At 71.6% G+C, this 17,291-nt stretch carries 20 protein-coding genes and 1 tRNA gene; 8 read left to right on the forward strand and 13 right to left on the reverse strand.

Translation table 11 applies throughout. From position 1 onward, the window contains the following. Positions 1–59 precede the first annotated feature (59 nt). Entirely contained in the window at positions 60–536 is a 477-nt protein-coding gene (gene bcp / locus OG871_RS14885) for a thioredoxin-dependent thiol peroxidase (protein WP_371497249.1), read from the forward strand. Between the two features lie 183 nt (positions 537–719). Beyond that, positions 720–1,436: a hypothetical protein gene (locus OG871_RS14890; RefSeq protein ID WP_371497250.1), complete on the forward strand. Its 717-nt coding sequence runs from the start codon at positions 720–722 to the stop codon at positions 1,434–1,436. Between the two features lie 25 nt (positions 1,437–1,461). Here the strand turns inward: OG871_RS14890 and OG871_RS14895 are convergent, their stop codons facing one another. Together OG871_RS14895 and OG871_RS14900 are read right to left on the reverse strand one after the other, a co-directional pair. Further along, positions 1,462–2,064 (reverse strand): DUF4291 domain-containing protein, encoded by a 603-nt coding sequence (locus OG871_RS14895; RefSeq protein WP_371497251.1) that lies wholly within the window; start codon positions 2,062–2,064, stop codon positions 1,462–1,464. Positions 2,065–2,246: 182 nt separating this feature from the next. After that, positions 2,247–4,631, reverse strand: coding sequence for a chitinase C-terminal domain-containing protein (locus OG871_RS14900; RefSeq protein WP_371503314.1), 2,385 nt, complete (start codon positions 4,629–4,631; stop codon positions 2,247–2,249). Positions 4,632–5,163: 532 nt separating this feature from the next. Here OG871_RS14900 and OG871_RS14905 point away from each other — a divergent pair. Continuing rightward, positions 5,164–5,241: transfer RNA gene (locus OG871_RS14905), tRNA-Leu, on the forward strand. A 71-nt stretch (positions 5,242–5,312) separates the two neighbouring features. On the opposite strand, the gene rdgB is transcribed toward OG871_RS14905, so the two are convergent. From rdgB to OG871_RS14925, 4 genes are all read right to left on the reverse strand, one after another. Continuing rightward, positions 5,313–5,921 (reverse strand): RdgB/HAM1 family non-canonical purine NTP pyrophosphatase, encoded by a 609-nt coding sequence (gene rdgB, locus OG871_RS14910; protein WP_371497252.1) that lies wholly within the window; start codon positions 5,919–5,921, stop codon positions 5,313–5,315. 28 nt (positions 5,922–5,949) lie between these two features. Beyond that, positions 5,950–6,345: a hypothetical protein gene (locus OG871_RS14915; RefSeq protein WP_371497254.1), complete on the reverse strand. Its 396-nt coding sequence runs from the start codon at positions 6,343–6,345 to the stop codon at positions 5,950–5,952. 192 nt (positions 6,346–6,537) lie between these two features. Further along, a complete protein-coding gene (rph, locus tag OG871_RS14920; RefSeq protein ID WP_371497255.1) occupies positions 6,538–7,263 on the reverse strand; it encodes a ribonuclease PH in 726 nt (241 codons plus the stop codon). Between the two features lie 90 nt (positions 7,264–7,353). Then, the gene (locus OG871_RS14925; protein ID WP_018517946.1) at positions 7,354–7,587 is read right to left on the reverse strand and encodes a glucose PTS transporter subunit EIIB; all 234 of its coding nucleotides are present in this window, start codon (positions 7,585–7,587) and stop codon (positions 7,354–7,356) included. Positions 7,588–7,963: 376 nt separating this feature from the next. On the opposite strand from OG871_RS14925, the gene OG871_RS14930 reads away from it, so the two are divergent. The 5 genes from OG871_RS14930 to OG871_RS14950 all read left to right on the forward strand — a co-directional run bounded on the left by OG871_RS14930 (position 7,964) and on the right by OG871_RS14950 (position 13,288). After that, positions 7,964–9,253, forward strand: a complete 1,290-nt coding sequence (locus OG871_RS14930) for a PTS transporter subunit EIIC (RefSeq protein WP_371497256.1) — start codon at positions 7,964–7,966, stop codon at positions 9,251–9,253. Positions 9,254–9,549: 296 nt separating this feature from the next. Then, positions 9,550–10,809, forward strand: a complete 1,260-nt coding sequence (locus OG871_RS14935; RefSeq protein ID WP_371497257.1) for a PTS transporter subunit EIIC — start codon at positions 9,550–9,552, stop codon at positions 10,807–10,809. Positions 10,810–10,969: 160 nt separating this feature from the next. Continuing rightward, positions 10,970–11,275: a cupin domain-containing protein gene (locus OG871_RS14940; RefSeq protein ID WP_371497258.1), complete on the forward strand. Its 306-nt coding sequence runs from the start codon at positions 10,970–10,972 to the stop codon at positions 11,273–11,275. 343 nt (positions 11,276–11,618) lie between these two features. After that, on the forward strand, positions 11,619–12,980 hold the full coding sequence (locus OG871_RS14945) for a S8 family serine peptidase (RefSeq protein ID WP_371497259.1): 1,362 nt from the start codon (positions 11,619–11,621) through the stop codon (positions 12,978–12,980). Positions 12,981–13,021: 41 nt separating this feature from the next. Then, the gene (locus OG871_RS14950; RefSeq protein ID WP_371497260.1) at positions 13,022–13,288 is read left to right on the forward strand and encodes a hypothetical protein; all 267 of its coding nucleotides are present in this window, start codon (positions 13,022–13,024) and stop codon (positions 13,286–13,288) included. Positions 13,289–13,368: 80 nt separating this feature from the next. Here OG871_RS14950 and OG871_RS14955 read toward each other — a convergent pair whose 3' ends face one another. The 7 genes from OG871_RS14955 to OG871_RS14985 form a co-directional block, all read right to left on the reverse strand. Beyond that, complete coding sequence (locus tag OG871_RS14955; RefSeq protein WP_371503315.1) at positions 13,369–14,115, reverse strand: MBL fold metallo-hydrolase; 747 nt, start codon at positions 14,113–14,115, stop codon at positions 13,369–13,371. Between the two features lie 176 nt (positions 14,116–14,291). After that, positions 14,292–14,486 carry a MerR family transcriptional regulator gene (locus tag OG871_RS14960; protein ID WP_371497261.1) on the reverse strand — a complete coding sequence of 65 codons (195 nt, stop codon included), beginning with the start codon at positions 14,484–14,486 and terminating at the stop codon, positions 14,292–14,294. Between the two features lie 226 nt (positions 14,487–14,712). Further along, a complete protein-coding gene (locus OG871_RS14965; protein ID WP_371497262.1) occupies positions 14,713–15,681 on the reverse strand; it encodes a PLP-dependent cysteine synthase family protein in 969 nt (322 codons plus the stop codon). Between the two features lie 11 nt (positions 15,682–15,692). Further along, positions 15,693–15,971, reverse strand: coding sequence for a MoaD/ThiS family protein (locus OG871_RS14970; protein WP_371497263.1), 279 nt, complete (start codon positions 15,969–15,971; stop codon positions 15,693–15,695). Positions 15,972–16,061: 90 nt separating this feature from the next. Continuing rightward, a complete protein-coding gene (locus OG871_RS14975) occupies positions 16,062–16,178 on the reverse strand; it encodes a putative leader peptide (protein WP_354640698.1) in 117 nt (38 codons plus the stop codon). Between the two features lie 162 nt (positions 16,179–16,340). Continuing rightward, positions 16,341–16,772 (reverse strand): Mov34/MPN/PAD-1 family protein, encoded by a 432-nt coding sequence (locus OG871_RS14980; protein WP_371497265.1) that lies wholly within the window; start codon positions 16,770–16,772, stop codon positions 16,341–16,343. Between the two features lie 150 nt (positions 16,773–16,922). Next, entirely contained in the window at positions 16,923–17,171 is a 249-nt protein-coding gene (locus OG871_RS14985; protein WP_371497266.1) for a hypothetical protein, read from the reverse strand. Positions 17,172–17,291 lie beyond the last annotated feature (120 nt).

Below are 17,291 nucleotides of genomic sequence, written 5' to 3' on the forward strand. Positions count from 1 at the left end.
AACGGAGGTAGGTTTGCCGTGGTACGACCACCCAGTCCACGCACGAGGAGAGATCCACCGTGAGCGAGCGCCTCCAGGCCGGCGACACCGCCCCCGCCTTCACCCTGCCCGACGCCGACGGCAACCAGGTGTCCCTCGCCGACCACCTCGGCCGCAAGGTGATCGTGTACTTCTACCCGGCCGCCCTCACCCCCGGCTGCACCACCCAGGCCTGCGACTTCACCGACAACCTGGAGGTCTTCGCGGGCGCCGGCTACGACGTCATCGGCGTCTCCCCGGACCAGCCGGAGAAGCTCGGCAAGTTCCGCGAGACCGAGAACCTCAAGGTCACCCTGGTCGCCGACCCGGACCACGCGGTCCTGGAGGCCTACGGCGCCTGGGGCGAGAAGCAGAACTACGGCCGCACCTACGTCGGTGTGATCCGCTCCACCGTGATCGTGGACGAGCAGGGCAAGGTCGAGCGCGCGCTGTACAACGTCAAGGCCACCGGCCATGTCGCCAAGCTGCTCCGCGACCTCAAGATCAACGCGGCCTGACACTCCACCACCTCGGCGGCCCCCCGGTCCTTCCGGGCGGGCCGCCGAGCTGTGTCACCGTCATGTCCCGGTGGCGTCCGGGAACGGGAATCGGCCACCCGCCGGGCCCGGAGTGTCGCTAGCGTGCTGCGCACCGGGTCCAGCAGCCCGGCCCACACCCCGCCACACCACCGGGAGACCGCCGTGCCGACCCCGAGACCCCACACCGCCCGCACCGCCCGCACCGCCCGCACCCTGCCCGCCACCCGCGTCCTGCTCGCCGCCGGAACGCTGGTCGCCGCCCTCGCGCTCACCGCCTGCGACCCGGAGGGCGCCGACGCCGGGGCCGACACGGCCGCCCCGCTCTCCGCCCCGCCCTCCGCCCCGCCCTCCGCCCCGCCCTCCGCCGCGCTCTCCGCCCCGCCCTCCGCCGCGGCTCCGAGCGGCTCGCCCGCCGCGGCCGGGCACACCCTGGTGCAGGCCGCCAAGGCCGGCGGCCTTCCCGCGGTGACCGGGGAGGGCGCGCTCTCCGACGTCCCCGTGGACCCCGGCGAGATGCGCGACGGCATGCATCTGGTGGCCGGCACCTACCGGGCCGCCGCCACCGGCCGCCCGGTCCTCGTCCTCGGCGTGGACTCCGTCCCCGAGGACCCGAGCAAGCGCCGCGAACACCTGTGGCGCGGCCTGATCGACTACGCCCTGCAGAACGGCTCCACCGGCACCCCGACCACCGCCAAGCCCTACCCGTCCGGCCCGCTCGGCGGCTCGGTCGAGTGCCTCTCGCTGCCCGAGGCACCCACCACCGACGTCATCTGCGGCTGGGCCGACACCTCCACCGCCGCCGTCGCCCTGTTCCCGAGGACCACTCCCGCCGAGGCCGCCCGGCTGTTCACCGCCATGCGCGCCGACCTGGAGCACTGAGCCGGGTCACCGCGGCCGGTCCGGCTCAGCCCGTGGCGTCGATCCGCGCCGCGAGCGCGGCGGGCAGCGGGTACGGGGTCTCCGCGGGGATCAGCGCGTCGGCCGCCTGCGGCCGGCCGTCCCGCACCAGGGCGTGGGCCTCGTGGGCCAGCGCCGTGACGTCCTCGATGCCGGTGATCCACTCGCCGACGTAGTGGTGCACGGCAGGCCCGGTCAGGCCGATCTGGATCGCCCGGTGCGGCAGCGGGCCGAGCCGGGTCGAGCGCTCCGGATCCCACTGGATCCGGACCGGGCTCTCCCGCAGCTGCGCCTTCCACTCGGCGGCGGACGCGTGCCGGTCCCGGTCGTAGTGGCTCAGGCAGGCGTGCCCGAGCGCCCATTCGAAGCCCTCCCGGGTGATCCGGACGGCCAGCACCCGTTCCTGCCCCGCCTTGGCGCCCCAGCCGGAGCGGTACATCATCCAGCGGAAGGACGGTTTGATCCAGGTCATCCGCTCCCGCTTGAAGGGCGCCACGAACGTCCCGGCGGCCAACGCGGGCTCCGCGATCGCCGCCGGGTAGGCCTGGTAGACGACCAGGCTGCCGTCGTCGTACGCGGCGCGGATCCGGCGCTGCTCGGGCTCGGTCATCGGGGTGCTCCACGCGGGTCGTGCGGTCGGATCGGCGTCCCACCCAACCACATCCACCCATCCGCGAGTTCGCGGGGCCGCCGCCGGCCGGACCCGCGGCGCGCGCAGCGGTGGCGGCCGACCCCCCGACCGGGTCGACCGCCACCGCCGTCTGTCACCTCACCAGCACCGCCGACCCGGGGTCAGCAGGCTCCGAGGTCGCTCCACACGCCCCACTGACCGGTGGTCGAGGGGTCCTCATTGGTGGTCCACCACTTGTTGCTGTACTGGTGGCCCTTCCACGACACCTTGGTGCCGGTGGTGGCGTACACGGTGCCGGCGTTCCAGCTCGGCGCGGCGCAGGTGCCACCGGTCGGGCTCGCGGACTGCGACGGGCTCGCCGAGGCCGACGGGCCGGCCGACTGGGACGGGCTGGCCGAAGCGCTCGGGCTCGCCGACTGCGACGGGCTCGGCGAGGCGGTGCCGCCGCCGGTCGTGCCGCGGGTCAGGTCGCCCGCCAGGCCGTACAGCGTGCCGCCGACGTTGACCGTCCAGTTGGCCGGGGTCGAGACCGGCAGGTAGTAGACGAAGTCCATGTCGATCGAGGCACCGGGCGCCAGCGCCTGCCAGCCGGGCAGCTTCACCGAGACGCGGTTGTAGGTGCCCTTGAGGCCGCCCACGTTGTTGGCCGCGGTGTGGTCCTGCCGGATCACGGTCAGGCCGAAGCCGGACTGGTCCTTGGCGTTGCCCGGGGCCGCGTTGGAGTAGTCGAACTGGAACTCGGTGCCGCCCGGCAGGGTCTGGGTCGAGTTGTTGACGATGTGGATCTTCGGGTTGATCGGGTAGTTCGAGTCACCCAGCGCGAAGTTGGTGAACGACACGTCGATCGGCAGCGTCTGCGTCGGTAGCGCGATCGTCGAGCGGACGGCGCCGTACGGCGAGGCCGCCTTGAACCTGTCGTACATCAGCGAGGTCAGGGTCGAACCCTGCACGTACTCGCCCTTGCCGCCGTTCGCGGTGGCGTCCCAGCGGTAGTCGCCTGCCAGTTCCCAGATCATCGTGCCGCCGGCACCCTGGTCGACCACGTAGTCGGCCTTGGCCGCCACCGACTCCTCGTCCTCGGTGGACAGGAACACCTTCTTGCTGTCGTTCCACAGCCACGGCGCCACCAGCGAGGAGCTGTAGTTGCGGCTGTAGGTGCCCTGCAGCGCGGTGTCCGTCAGCCCGTACTTGGACAGGTAGTCCGGGACGACGCCCTTCTCCAGGTTCTTCGCGTGCCACATCGGGTTCGAGCCCGCCGGGGACTCCTTCCCGTTGGTGTCCAGGTCGTGCCAGAGGTTGTCGATGCCGACCGCGCCGTCGCCACAGGTCGTCAGACCCGCGCCGGCCGGGCAGGTGTTGGTCGACGAGGTGCCCCACAGGCCGTTGGTGCCACCGGTGACGTTCTTGAACCCGCGGGTGTAGTACGGCAGGCCGACGTTGATCCGGCCGGCCGGCATCGCGCCGCGGAAGTAGTGGTACGCCCAGTCCGTGTTCAGGTAGCCGATACCGCCGTACTGCGAGGTGCCGTACACGTTGGCGGCCGCCAGCTCGCCGTCCTTGCCGTCGTCGTAGAGCGAGGCGTTCGGGCCGACGTACTTGTTCCAGGCGCCGTGCAGGTCGTACGACATGATGTTGACGTAGTCCAGGTACTGCGTGATCTGGAAGGTCTCCATGCCGCGCAGCAGGTAGCCCGAGGAGGGCGCGGCCACCGACAGCAGGTAGTGCCTGCCGTCCGTGGCGCCGGCCCGGTCCAGCTTCTCCCTCAGCGTCTTCATCAGCGCCGCGTAGCCCTTGACGAGGTAGGCGCGCTTGGCGTTGGAGATCGACGTGTCGAGCGGGTTGCCCGCGTCCTTCATCGAGGTCGGGTACTCGTAGTCGATGTCGACGCCGTTGAAGCCGTACTTCTTGACGAAGTCGACCGCGGAGTCCGCGAAGGTGTTGATCCCGGCCTGGTTGACGCTGCCGTCCGCGTTGACCGTCATCGAGTAGAAGCCACCCGAGTCGACCCGGTTGCCGTCGTCGCCGAAGTACCCGCCGGTCTCGGCCCAGCCGCCCACCGAGATCAGGGTCTTCACGTTCGGGTACTGCTTCTTGAACTTGGTCAGCAGGTTGAAGTGGCCCTTGTACGGCAGCGACGGGTCCATCTCCGCGCCCGGGACGCCCGGGAAGGTCATGCCGGTGGCCGCGTTGGTCGCCGAGTCGGTGCCGACCGACAGCCTGTTCGACCCGTCGACGTGGCCGAAGGCGTAGTTGAGGTGGGTGACCTTGTCCCAGGGGATGTTGTTCACCAGGTAGGCGGGGGTGCCGTCCTGACCGGTGCGCCAGCCCGTGAAGTAGCCGATGATGCGGCGCTGGTGGTCCGCGCCCATCTTCTCCCGGCCCGCGGTGTCGTACACGCTGCAGTACGGCACGTCCACGCCGGGCGTGCCGTACATGCCGTCGGGCCGACAGGACTGGTTGTCGACGGCCGCCTGCGAGGGCGTCGCGCCCAGCGTGGCCATCAGCAGACCGGCCAGCGAGGCGGCGGCCGTGGCGGCGAACGCCAGCCGGCCGCCGGAACTCTTGTGACGGCCCGCAGCGGTGGGACGCTGCGCCGTCGTGTTTCGGATCAACACTCGGTCCTCCAGGAGAGAGTGTCGGACGCGCTGTGGGGACGCGCCTGTGGGGGAGGTTTGCACCCCGCGCACGACGGCCCGTCAACTGTCCGGCCCAGCACACCGCGGAGTGCGCCGAAGCTATGTGGTCTGAACCACATAGGTCAATAGGTCTGTACCAATCGGTAGTGAACCGACACCCCCACGCCCCGCCCGCACCCCACCACCCCGCCCACTGCGCACACCCTGCACCCGTACGGCCCAGCACCCGTTCGCACCTGAACGGACGGCGACCGCGCCGCCCGCCCGGGGAGGGAGGGTCCACCATGTCCGTCAGGTACGGCCACGGGCCACCCGCCGGACCGGCCGCCGCATCCACCGGCCCGGCCCGGGAGGGCACGGACGGCGGGCCGCCACCGCCCGGCCGGCCCGCCCTCACCGGCTACCTGCTCACGAAGTCCAGAGGGTACGCTGACGATGGCGTGCGCCCGTACCCCAGCTGGCTAGAGGGCTGCGACTTAGGATCGCAGTGTCGTGGGTTCGAGTCCCACCGGGCGTACCAAACGAGAGCCCCCTTCTCCTTCGAACGCTCTACCGAAGGAGAAGGGGGCTCTCTGCCGATTCGACGGCCCGTCAGCCGAGCAGCTCGCGAACCACCGGGACGAGCGCCCGGAAGGCCTCGCCGCGGTGGCTGATGGCGTTCTTCTCGGCGGGGGTGAGCTGGGCGCAGGTCCGGGTCTCGCCGAGCGGCTGGAGGATCGGGTCGTAGCCGAAGCCGCCGTCACCCGCCGGGGCGGTCCGCAGGGTGCCCCGCAGCCGCCCCTCCACCACCCGCTCGGTACCGTCCGGCAGCGCGAGCGCGGCGGCGCAGGCGAAGTGGGCAGCGCGGTGCGGGTCGGAGACGTCGCCGAGCTGGGCGAGCAGCAGGTCCAGGTTGGCACGGTCGTCGCCGTGCTTGCCGGCCCAGCGGGCGGAGAAGATGCCGGGTGCGCCGCCGAGCACGTCGACGCACAGGCCGGAGTCGTCCGCGACGGCGGGCAGCCCGGTGCCCCGGGCGAGAGCGTGCGCCTTGAGCAGGGCGTTCTCGGCGAAGGTGACGCCGGTCTCGCGGACGTCGGGAATCTCGGGGTAGGCGTCTGCGCCGACCAGTTCGACGTCCAGTCCGGCTGCGCCGAGGATGGCGCGCAGCTCCGCGACCTTGTGCTGGTTCCGGGTGGCGAGGACGAGGCGTCGGCTAGTCATGGCGTCCAGCCTAGGGGGTGGCTCCGGGTCAGCCGGTGCAGGCCTTGCTGAGGTTGCCCGCGGCGTCGCCGAGCGGCTTGAGGTCGGGGACCTGCTTGTTGTCGACGGCCTGCTGGACGTTCTGGACCTGGGTCTGCAGGTCGGTGAGGGCCTTGCTGACGTCGGTGTCGCTGGAGTTGCGGCCGAGCTTGTCGATGTCGTTCTTGAGCTGCTGCATGGCCTGTCCGGCCGCGGCGGGGTCGTTGCCGGCGTTGTTGAACGCGGTGGAGACGTTGGAGATGTCGTTGGTGATGGTGATCGCGGTGTTGCCGCAGTCGATCGCCTTCTGGGCGGCGGAGCAGCTGACCGCGCTGAGCGGGAGGATCAGGGCGAGGGCTGCCACGGCGAACACGGTCGGGCGGTTGATGCTGGGCGGCTGCGGCATCGCGGTCCTTCGGTCGGCTCCGGGGTTTCTGCCTGGCACGGTACGGGCTGGGCCCGCGGCGTGTACAGCATCCGTCGGTGACGGCACCCACAAGGACGTGCGGGCCGGGTGGTCCGGTTGCGGACCGGGCGCGGACCGGCCGGGCCGGGGGTGCCCGGCCGGCCGGTCCGACGACCGGTCAGGTCCGCGGTGTCAGCCCTCGAGGACCTTGCGCTGGATCTCGTCGAGCTCGGCGCAGCCGAGGGTGCCGAGGTCGAGCAGCTGGTTGAGCAGGTCGCGGTCGAAGGGCGCGCCCTCGGCGGTGCCCTGGACCTCGACGAAGCGGCCGTCGGAGGTACAGACGATGTTCATGTCGGTCTCGGCGCGGACGTCCTCCTCGTAGCGGAGGTCGAGCATCGGTACGCCGTCGATGATGCCGACGCTGACGGCGCTGACACCGCCGGTGATGGGCTGGCCCTTGGCCCGGAGGATCTTCTTGTCGCGGGCCCAGGAGACGGCGTCGACGAGGGCGACGTAGGCGCCGGTGATGGCGGCGGTGCGGGTGCCGCCGTCGGCCTGCAGGACGTCGCAGTCGAGGACGAAGGTGTTCTCGGCGAGGGCGCGGTGGTCGATGACGGCGCGCAGCGAGCGGCCGATGAGGCGGCTGATCTCGTGGGTGCGGCCGCCGATCTTGCCGCGGACGGATTCGCGGTCGCCGCGGGTGTTGGTGGCGCGGGGGAGCATGGAGTACTCGGCGGTGACCCAGCCCTCGCCGCTGCCCTTGCGCCAGCGGGGGACGCCTTCGGTGACGCTGGCGGTGCAGAGCACCTTGGTGTCGCCGTAGGAGACGAGGACGGATCCTTCGGCGTGCTTGCTCCAGCCCCGCTCGATGGTGATGGGGCGGAGCTGGTCGGGGGTGCGGCCGTCGATACGTGACATGGGTAACGAGCGTAGTGGTTCCCGGGGACGCGTCGGCCCGCCTGCCCCGGTGGGGCGGCGGGCCGTGGCGGTGGCGAGCGGGGGCTCAGCTCACATCATGTCCTCGATGTCGGCGGCGATCGGGTCGGCGTCGGTGCCGATGACGACCTGGATCGCGGTGCCCATCTTGACGACGCCGTGGGCGCCGGCGGCCTTGAGGGCGGCCTCGTCGACCTTGCTCGGGTCGATGACCTCGGTGCGCAGGCGGGTGATGCAGCCCTCGACCTCTTCGATGTTCTCGATTCCGCCGAGACCGGCGACGATCTTCTCAGCCTTGCTGGCCATGTCTTTCTCCACTCTGTCTCGGCGCCTCGGCGGGGTGTCGCCGGTGGCCGTACTGCGGTGTGCGGTGGGCGCTGCCGGAGATGATGATGACGTGCGATCAGCTGGCGCGTCGTCGAAACAGCGCGTCAAGCATCACCCGTCTCCGGACGATATGCCACGTTAGTCCACTTTTGGGCTACCCCGGCGCGCGTGCGCGGGGCGGTGAACCCAGGATGACGATCACTGGGATCCAGGATCCGGTGCGACCGTCCCCGCCCCGCCCGAAAAGTGGTCTACACCAATCTTAGGTGTACTCCGGACAACGCGGGACACCTCGCCCGCGTTCCCCGTCCCGGGCCCGACCGACCACGGCGGCCACGGCACTCGGAGGACGAAGATGAGCTCGGCCGGCACCACCGCCCCACGGAGCCCCTGGTGGCAGACGTTCTACGGCGGCCTGCAGAAGATGGGCCGCAGCCTCCAGCTCCCCGTGGCGGTCCTCCCCGCGGCCGGGATCCTGGTCCGGTTCGGGCAGCCGGACCTGCTCGGCGCCGACGGTCTCGGCTGGGACAACGTGGCGAAGGCCTTCGCCGCGGCCGGATCGGCCCTGCTGGACGGCTTGCTCGGCCTGCCGCTGCTGTTCTGCGTGGGGGTCGCGATCGGCATGGCGAAGAAGGCGGACGGCTCGACCGCGCTGGCCGCGGTGGCCGGCTTCCTCGTCTACTACAAGGTGCTCCAGGCCTTCCCGGACCTCAGCGCCTGCGAGGGCGTCGTCGCGGGCACCCAGTGCGTCGACTACGCCAAAAGGACCGCCTCGAACGTCGGTTTCCAGAACCCGGGCGTGCTCGGCGGCATCCTGATGGGCCTGATGTCCGCCTCGCTCTGGGTCCGCTTCCACCGCACCCGGCTGGTCGACTGGCTCGGGTTCTTCAACGGACGCCGCCTGGTCCCGATGATCACCTCCCTGGTCGGCCTGATCTTCGCCGCGCTCTGCCTGTGGGTCTGGCCCCCGGTGGGCGACGCGCTGGAGTCCTTCTCCGAGTGGCTGGCCGACCTCGGCTCGACCGGCTCCGGGCTGTTCGGTCTCGCCAACCGGGCGCTGCTGCTGATCGGCATGCACCAGCTGCTGAACTTCTTCCCGTGGTTCCAGTTCGGCACCTACGTCAAGCCGGACGGCACCGAGGCGCACGGCGACATCGCCCGATTCCTGGCCGGCGACCCGACCGCCGGCCAGTTCATGACCGGCTTCTTCCCGATCATGATGTTCGCGCTGCCCGCCGCCGCGCTCGCCATCGCGCACTCCGCCAAACCGCACCGCCGCAAGGAGATCTACGGCCTGATGACCTCGGTCGCGCTGACCTCCTGCATCACCGGCATCACCGAGCCCATCGAGTACTCGTTCGCCTACATCGCCCCCGTGCTGTTCGCCGTGCACGCGCTCCTCACCGGCGTCTCGATGGCCGTCACCTGGGGCCTGGGCGTGCACGACGGCTTCGCGTTCTCGGCCGGCCTGATCGACTACGCGCTCAACTGGAACCTGGCCACCAAGCCGTGGCTGATCATTCCGATCGGCCTGTGCTTCGCGGTGGTCTACTACGCGGTCTTCCGTTTCGCGATCGTGAGGTTCAACATCAAGACACCCGGCCGCGAGGACGACGAGGACGTCGAGGACGTCACCAAGGCCTGACCCGGCGCCCTCCGGGCGCACTCGCCGCCACCCCGCCGCAGCTCAGCGCCAGGGGCGGCGGCATTTGTTGCGCAACTCGCCAAATTCCCGGCTACGGCGGGTAGTGAAGATCGCCAATCCTCAACAAGGTTTCGATTTCATAGCGCTTCCCACCTGCACGGCTTTCCGGGGTTCCCCCCCTTGTCGGCACGTGTTAGAAAACTGGTCTACACCACTAGTGGTGTAGACCAGTTCGCGAGTCGGCCCCCGACGCTCCACCAGACGTCCGACCCGCCCTGTCGTGAGGAACCACCCCCATGAGTACGACCACGCAGGCACCGGCGCCCGCCGCCGCGCCCAAGCCGGGAAAGAAGTTCGGCTCCGGAATCCTTCCCGGCCTGCAGAAGGTCGGCCGCAGCCTCCAGCTGCCGATCGCGGTCCTCCCGGCCGCGGGCATCCTGGCCCGCCTGGGCCAGCCGGACGTCCAGACCAACTGGCACTTCCCCGCCAAGCTGGTCCAGGTGTTCGGCGCCGCCGGTGGCGCGGTCCTGGACAACCTGCCGCTGCTGTTCTGCGTCGGCGTCGCGATCGGCTTCGCCAAGAAGGCTGACGGCTCGACGGCACTGGCCGCGCTCGTCGGCTACCTGGTCTTCAAGCAGGTGCTGACCGCGTTCCCCGCCGAGGGCACCGTCACCGCCGCGCTCCCGGCCGGCAAGCCGCAGAACCCCGGCGTGCTCGGCGGCGTCGTGGTCGGCCTGCTCGCCGCCGTCCTGTGGCAGAAGTACCACCGCACCAAGCTGGTCGACTGGCTCGGCTTCTTCAACGGCCGCCGGCTCGTCCCGATCATCATGGCCTTCGTCGGTACCGGCCTCGGCATCCTGTTCGGCCTCTGCTGGGGCCCGATCGGTGACCTCATCTCCGGCGGCAACGACAAGCTGGTCGGCGCGGGCGCCGTCGGCGCGGGCATATTCGGCCTGGTCAACCGTGCGCTGATCCCGATCGGCATGCACCAGTTCGTCAACACCTACGCGTGGTTCCAGACCGGCAGCTTCACGGACGCGACCGGCAAGGTCGCCACCGGCGACATCAACCGCTTCCTGGCCGGCGACCCGACCGCCGGGCAGTTCCAGTCCGGCTTCTTCCCGATCATGATGTTCGCGCTGCCCGCCGCCGCGCTGGCCATCGCCCACGCCGCCCGCCCGGAGCGCCGCAAGGTCGTCCTCGGCATGATGACCTCGCTCGCGCTCACCAGCATCGTCACCGGCGTCACCGAGCCGATCGAGTTCACCTTCCTGTTCATCGCCCCGGTCCTCTACGTCATCCACGCCGTGCTGACCGCGCTGTCGATGGCCGTGACCTGGGCCCTCGGAGTCCACGACGGCTTCAGCTTCTCGGCCGGCCTGATCGACTACGTGATCAACTGGCACCTGGCCACCAAGCCCTGGCTGATCATCCCGATCGGCCTGGTCTTCGCGGCGATCTACTACACGGTCTTCCGCTTCGCGATCGTCAAGTTCGACCTCAAGACCCCCGGCCGCGAGAGCGACGAGGAGATCGAGGACGTCACCAAGGCCTGACACCCGGCCGCTCAGCCGATGCCCCGCCGCGCTCCCCCGCGGCGGGGCATCGGCGTGTCACGGCCGGCCCGGGATTTTGCCGAACGGTCGACCAACCGCCGTCCCGCGCCGGGTAGCGTTCGGGCCATTCCTTGATCCCGACGCCCGAGAGGGGCCTGTCATGCATGTCATCGACCTGGTGGAGACGGCGGAGGGCCTGCCACAGGCCTGGCGCTCCCGGCTGCTCGGCCGGGTGGGCACGGCCGGGGTGAAGGTGCTGCGGATGGACGAACTCGGGGTGGAGGAGGAACGGCACACCGGCGCCGAGGCCCTGCTGGTCCTGGACGGCCGACTGGAGCTGACGGTCAACGGCCGCCCAATCTCGGTGGGGCCCGGCGAGCTGTTCCTGGTGCCGCCCGGCATCCCGCACACCGTCCGGCCCGGCAGCCGGGGCACGCTGGTCGTGGTGGACGGCCCGGACCACTGACCCGCGGCGGGTGAACCGCTCCGGCGACCGCCCGGGCCCGCCGGCCCGGCGCTCACCGCCGCCGAGCACGCGGGCGCACCGGGGCCACCCGGGCGATCCGCCCCTTCGGGGCCCGTACCACCGGCCGTCCGGCCGCACCGGGATGCGGCGGCGGACCGGCGGACACACCATGGAGCAGCGCCTGACCCGCAGCTCCCGCACCCCCACCCGGCCCCGGCCGGGCGGCGGGGTGCTCGGCTTCCCCTTGTTTCGGCGGCATCAGGTGCCTGCACACCTCGCGACCCCGTCATGCCCGGCAACACCCGACCGATGGCGCCCGGGCACCCACCCTGCAGGAGACAACATGCGTGTCCTCATCCAGCTGCGACCCGACCGCGACGCCGTGGCCGCCGTCCTCGATCCGGCCGCCTCCGTCGCGGCCCGCGACCTCGCCGGGCGCCTGCCCGGCGTCGACCTGGACCCGACGTTCGCACCCGTCGCGATCCCGAAGGCCCTGCCGGCCGAGGGCGGAGAGCTGCTGACCCTGGAGCAGCCGCTGACCTTCTCGATGGATCCGCGGCACGCCGGCGTGCTGGTCCGCGGCGAGATCCACGACTTCGACACCGCGAGCCGGATCGCGATGCTGTCGGCCCGTGGCGATGTCGTGGGCGTCTCGTCCGACCCGGTCATCGAGACGACCCCGACCTGCGGCGGCGACGGCCCGGTGGGCGACTGGCGGGACGTCGAGCGGTTCTTCGTCGAGCTGGGAGGGGACGGTCTGGACGGCTCCGGGGTCGCCCTGGCGATCTCCGACACCGGCATCAACACGCAGCACCTCTCCGACAAGCTGGGCCGCCCGATCACGGTCGACGCCGCCCGCAGCTGGGCCCCTCCGGGGGTGGTCGGCGATCCCGGCAAGTTCCCGGTCGACCACGGCACGATGTGCGCCTTCGACGCCCTCATCGCCGCGCCCAAGGCCACCCTGATCGACGTGGCGGTGCTGCTCTCGGAGCGCCCCGGCGCGACGGTGATGGACGGGCTGCTCTCGGACGCGGTGGCGGCCTACTCGCACCTGTGGAGTCAGCTGGAGCTGATGCCCGAGGAGCAGCGGGCCCTGGTGGTCAGCAACAGCTGGGGCTCGTTCTCCCCGCAGTGGGACTTCCCGCCCGGCCACCCCGGGAACTACTCGGACAACCCCGCGCACCCGTTCAACCTGATGGTCACCGCCCTGGAGCACGCGGGTGCGGACGTCCTGTTCGCCGCGGGCAACTGCGGCCGGGAGTGTCGCGACGGCCGGTGCGAGTTCACCGAGCGGCCGATCGGCGGCGCCAACTCCCACCCCCGCGCGCTGTCCATCGGCGGGGTCGACACCCGCGGCAGCCGGGTCGGCTACTCGTCGCAGGGACCCGGCCGCCTGAGCCGGCGCAAGCCGGACGTCTGCTCGTACACCCACTTCGCGGGCTCGGAGGCCTTCGGCCCGGGCTCGGCGGACTCCGGCACCTCCGCCGCCTGCCCGGTGGCGGCCGGCGTGGTCGCCGCCATCCGCACCCAGTGGCCCGCCGCGACCATCCCGCCGAGCGAGCTCCGGACGATCCTGCGCCGTACCGCCGACGACCTCGGCGCCGCGGGGTTCGACTTCGACTACGGCTACGGCGTGGTCAACGCGCCCTCGATCATGGACGCGCTGCGCAGCCGGAAGAAGAACGGCTTCCGCGGCCGCAGGTAGGCGGCCCGGCCCGGCAGGACACCGGCAACCCGAGGAGACCCATGGCCGCCGACCGGCCCAGCACACTGATCACCGTCGCGCTCCCGCCGGGGGCCACCCTCGACGACGCCGTCCGCAAGCTCGGACTCGCCCGCGACGCGGTCGACGCCGAGTACGGCCTCGTCGACCTGCACAACGGCAGCTACGCGCTGCTCGTGACGGAGGCGGCCGCCGGCCGCGTCCGGGGGGTGCCCGGTGTCAAGGGGCCCTATGCCAACCCGAGGATCGAACCGTTCGGGCCGCCCCAACCGGGGCCCGGCCCGGCGTAGTCGACCGGACCTGCGCCCAACTCGTCGTCTCCACCGGCGGGTTGGGCGCTGCCATGGGCAGCCGCGCCGTCGGGGGGTGGTCAGAACCGGTAGACGGCGCCGGGTCTGGCGAGTTCCACGGGCCCGCGGTAGGCGGCCCGGGCGTCGCGGAGGTTGCGCTCGGCGTCGGTCCACGGCGGGATGTGGGTGAGGACCAGCCGCCGGGCGCCGGCGGCGGTGGCGTGCTCGCCGGCCTCGCGGCCGTTGAGGTGGACGGCCTGGTAGGTGTCCTTGCCGTCGGTGTAGGCGGCTTCGCAGAGGAAGAGGTCGGCGTCGGTGGCCAGCTCGACCAGGTCGGCGCTCTCACCGGTGTCGCCGGAGTAGACGATCGAGTGGCCGCCGTGCTCGATCCTGAAGGCGTAGGCCTCGACCGGGTGGTTGACCTGGACGGCGGTGATCCGCAGCGGGCCGAGCTCGAAGGTGCCGGGCTTGAGGGTGCGGAACTCGAAGACCTCGGTCATGCCCGGTTCCTCGGGCATGTCGTAGGCGCGGGCGAGCCGCTCGGGGGTGCCGGTGGGGCCGTACACGGGCACCGGATCGGGGCAGCCCTCGACCCGGTAGTTTCGGGCGACCCAGTAGGCGCACAGGTCGACGCAGTGGTCGGCGTGCAGGTGGCTGAGCAGCACGGCGTCGACCTCGTACAGGCCGCAGTAGTTCTGCAGGGCGCCGAGGGCGCCGTTGCCGAGGTCCAGGACGGCTCGGTAGCCGTCGGCCTCCACCAGGTAGCTGGAGCACGGCGAGTCGGCGGACGGGAAACTCCCCGAGCACCCCACCACGGTCAGTTTCATGCCGAGCCCCTCCGCCCCGATGGTCATGGTCCGCAGCCGTCCGCATCATCTGCACCGGTACGGTCTTTGCGTGTCGAGGGTAAGGGCCGAACGGCACTTTGCCCCCGTCCCCGTGCCGCGCTGTGGCTGGAATCACCAGAACGGGCAAGGGGCGGGGGCGGGCGTTCGACGGGGGGTCAGCGGTGCCGCGGACGGTTGCGCGCCCAGGCCCGGATGGTGTCGGGGTACCAGCGGGGGTGGCCGTTCCCGTCCGTCAGGTCGGGCTCGGGGAGCAGGCCGTGGCGACGGTAGTTGCGGACGGTCTCGGACTGGACGTTGATGTGGCGGGCGATCTCGGCATAGGACCACAGGTCGCTGCTGCTTGGACTCATCTGGACCACCTTCGGGCGGAGGTCCCGAGGCTGGCTCGGGCCGTCACTTCACCTTTTCGGTCCCAACGAGGATCTTCGGGGCAGAACGGACGCTGTGGTCGTTCCGTGACGAATCAGGAGCGCGGAACGGACAAATCACCGGTTGTCACGGCGGCCCGCCCGGCACGGCGACGGCGCCGCCCACGGGTGGGGTGCGGCGCCGTCGCGCGCTGTCATCAGCCGGCGGTCAGGCCCAGAGCTGGCCCTGCAGTGCCTCGACCGCCGCCTCGGTGGACTCGGCGGTGTAGATGCCGGTGGACAGGTACTTCCAGCCGCCGTCCGCGACCACGAAGGCCACGTCGGCGCGCCGGCCCGCCTGGGCGGCCTTGCGGCCGACGCCGATCGCGGCGTGCAGGATGGCGCCGGTGGAGACGCCCGCGAAGATGCCCTCCTGCTGGAGCAGTTCCCGGGTGCGCCGCACCGCGTCGGCGGAGCCCACCGAGAACCGGGTGGTGAGCACCTCGGCGTCGTACAGCTCGGGCACGAAGCCCTCGTCCAGGTTGCGCAGGCCGTAGACCAGGTCGTCGTAGCGCGGCTCGGCGGCGACGATCTGGACGTCGGGGACCTTCTCGCGCAGGAAGCGGCCGACGCCCATCAGGGTGCCGGTGGTGCCGAGGCCGGCGACGAAGTGGGTGATCTCCGGCAGGTCGGCGAGGATCTCCGGGGCGGTGCCCCGGTAGTGGGCGCCGGCGTTGTCCGGGTTGCCGTACTGGTAGAGCATGACCCAGTCGGGGTGCTCGGCCGCGATCTCCTTGGCGATCCGGACGGCGGTGTTGGAACCGCCGGCGGCGGGCGACGGGATGATCTCCGCGCCCCACATCCGGAGCAGCTCGCGGCGCTCCTCGCTGGTGTTCTCCGGCATCACGCAGACCATCCGGTAGCCCTTGAGCTTGGCGGCCATGGCCAGCGAGATGCCGGTGTTGCCGCTGGTGGGCTCCAGGATGGTGCAGCCGGGCGTGAGCCGGCCGTCGGCCTCCGCCCGCTCGATCATGTGCAGGGCCGGGCGGTCCTTGATCGAGCCGGTCGGGTTGCGGTCCTCCAGCTTGGCCCAGAGCGTGACCAGCCCGTCGGTGTTACCGGGGACGGCGGCGGAGATCCGGGGAAGCCGGACCAGCGGGGTGTTGCCGACCGCTTCGATCGGGCTGTCGTAGCGCATGGAGCGGCGGCTCAGCGGGCGCCGCCGGCCACGGCCGGCAGGATGGTGACGCTGTCACCGTCGGCGACGGCGGTGGCGATGCCGTCCAGGAAGCGGACGTCCTCGTCGTTCAGGTAGACGTTGACGAAGCGGCGCAGCTCACCGGCGTCGAGCAGACGCTCGGCGATGCCCGGGTGGCGCGCGTCGAGGTCGGTGAAGAGCTCCCCGAGGTTGGCGCCGGCGCCCTCGACGGCCTTGGCGCCGTCGGTGTAGGTACGGAGGATGGTCGGGATGCGGACCTCGATGGCCATGGCTGCGCTCCTGTGGAGGTGAGTCGGGTGGGCCGCACGGGTCGCGGCAGGGGTGGAGCCCCGGCGCTGCCGGGGTGGGTGGTGCCGACGTCAGCGGGCGTCGGCGGTGCCGGGACAGATCGCGCTGGCGAGCCGGCACAGGTCGACGTGCAGGCGCGCCACGAGGCGGGTGCCCGGGGCCTGGTTGCTCACATCGACGGAACGCATGGGCTCATCGTATAGATTCCCGCCCCCCGTCCGGCAGCCGCGTCCCACCATCCGGTCGTTCGTGTATCCGATACTGAGACGCGGGCAGGCCGCGGGCCCGCCGCCCGCGCGCTGCGCAGGTGCGACGGGCCCGGCGGGGAGATCCGGCGGTGCCGGTTCCGGTCATGCGGGGTACGCCTCCACCACGTCGACGTCTTCTTCCGTGATCACGCCGTCCACGATGCGGAACGAGCGGAACTGGTACGGGTCACTCTCGCCGTTGCCCTCGGCGGTGGACACCAGCACGTAGTGGGCGCCCGGCTCGGAGGCGTAGGAGACGTCGGTGCGGGACGGGTAGCCCTCGGTGGCGGTGTGCGAGTGGTAGATCACCACCGGCTCCTCGTCGCGGTCGTCCATCTCGCGGTAGAGCTTGAACAGGTCGCCGGAGTCGAACTCGTAGAAGGTGGGCGAGCGGGCCGCGTTGAGCATCGGGATGAACCGCTCGGGCCGTCCACTGCCCTCCGGACCGGCGATCACACCGCAGGCCTCGTCCGGGTGGTCGGCGCGGGCATGGGCGACGATCGCGTCGCGCAGTTCTCGGGTGATGGTCAGCATGCGGTCAGGATAGCCAGGCCCGGCCCGGTCGATTCCGTCGGATCGGCGGGATCGACCGGGCCGGGCGAAGGCCCCGTCGGGCCGTCGCGGGGTGCGTTCGACGGCGGACGGGCGGCCGGTCCAGCAGTCGGACCGGGGCCGGGCGCCCGGTCAGTCTCCGGACCGGGCGTGCGGGTGGGAGCGGGGCGCGCGGTGGACGGCTTCGGGCCGGACCCGCTTGAGCACCTGGTGGCCGGGGCCGAACTCCGGCCGGGGAGACGGCGCCAGAGTGGCCGTCAGCGCGGCGCCGACCGCCCCGCCGATGGCGGTCGGCCGGATCCGACGGCTGCTCGGCCCGTGCTCGCAGCCTTCTTCACCGGGCCTCGCGTCGGCCACCTCACCGAAGGCCTGATCGGCCATGGCCGCCTCCTTCAGCTCACGGCCGAGGGGGAAGTCGTACCACGACATGACCGGATACCGGCGGGTATCTGAGCGCTATTTGAGCATGACAGGTGCCGCCAAGACCCGTTATGGCCGGAA

It is taken from the genome of Kitasatospora sp. NBC_00374 (assembly GCF_041434935.1).
GTDB lineage: Bacteria > Actinomycetota > Actinomycetes > Streptomycetales > Streptomycetaceae > Kitasatospora.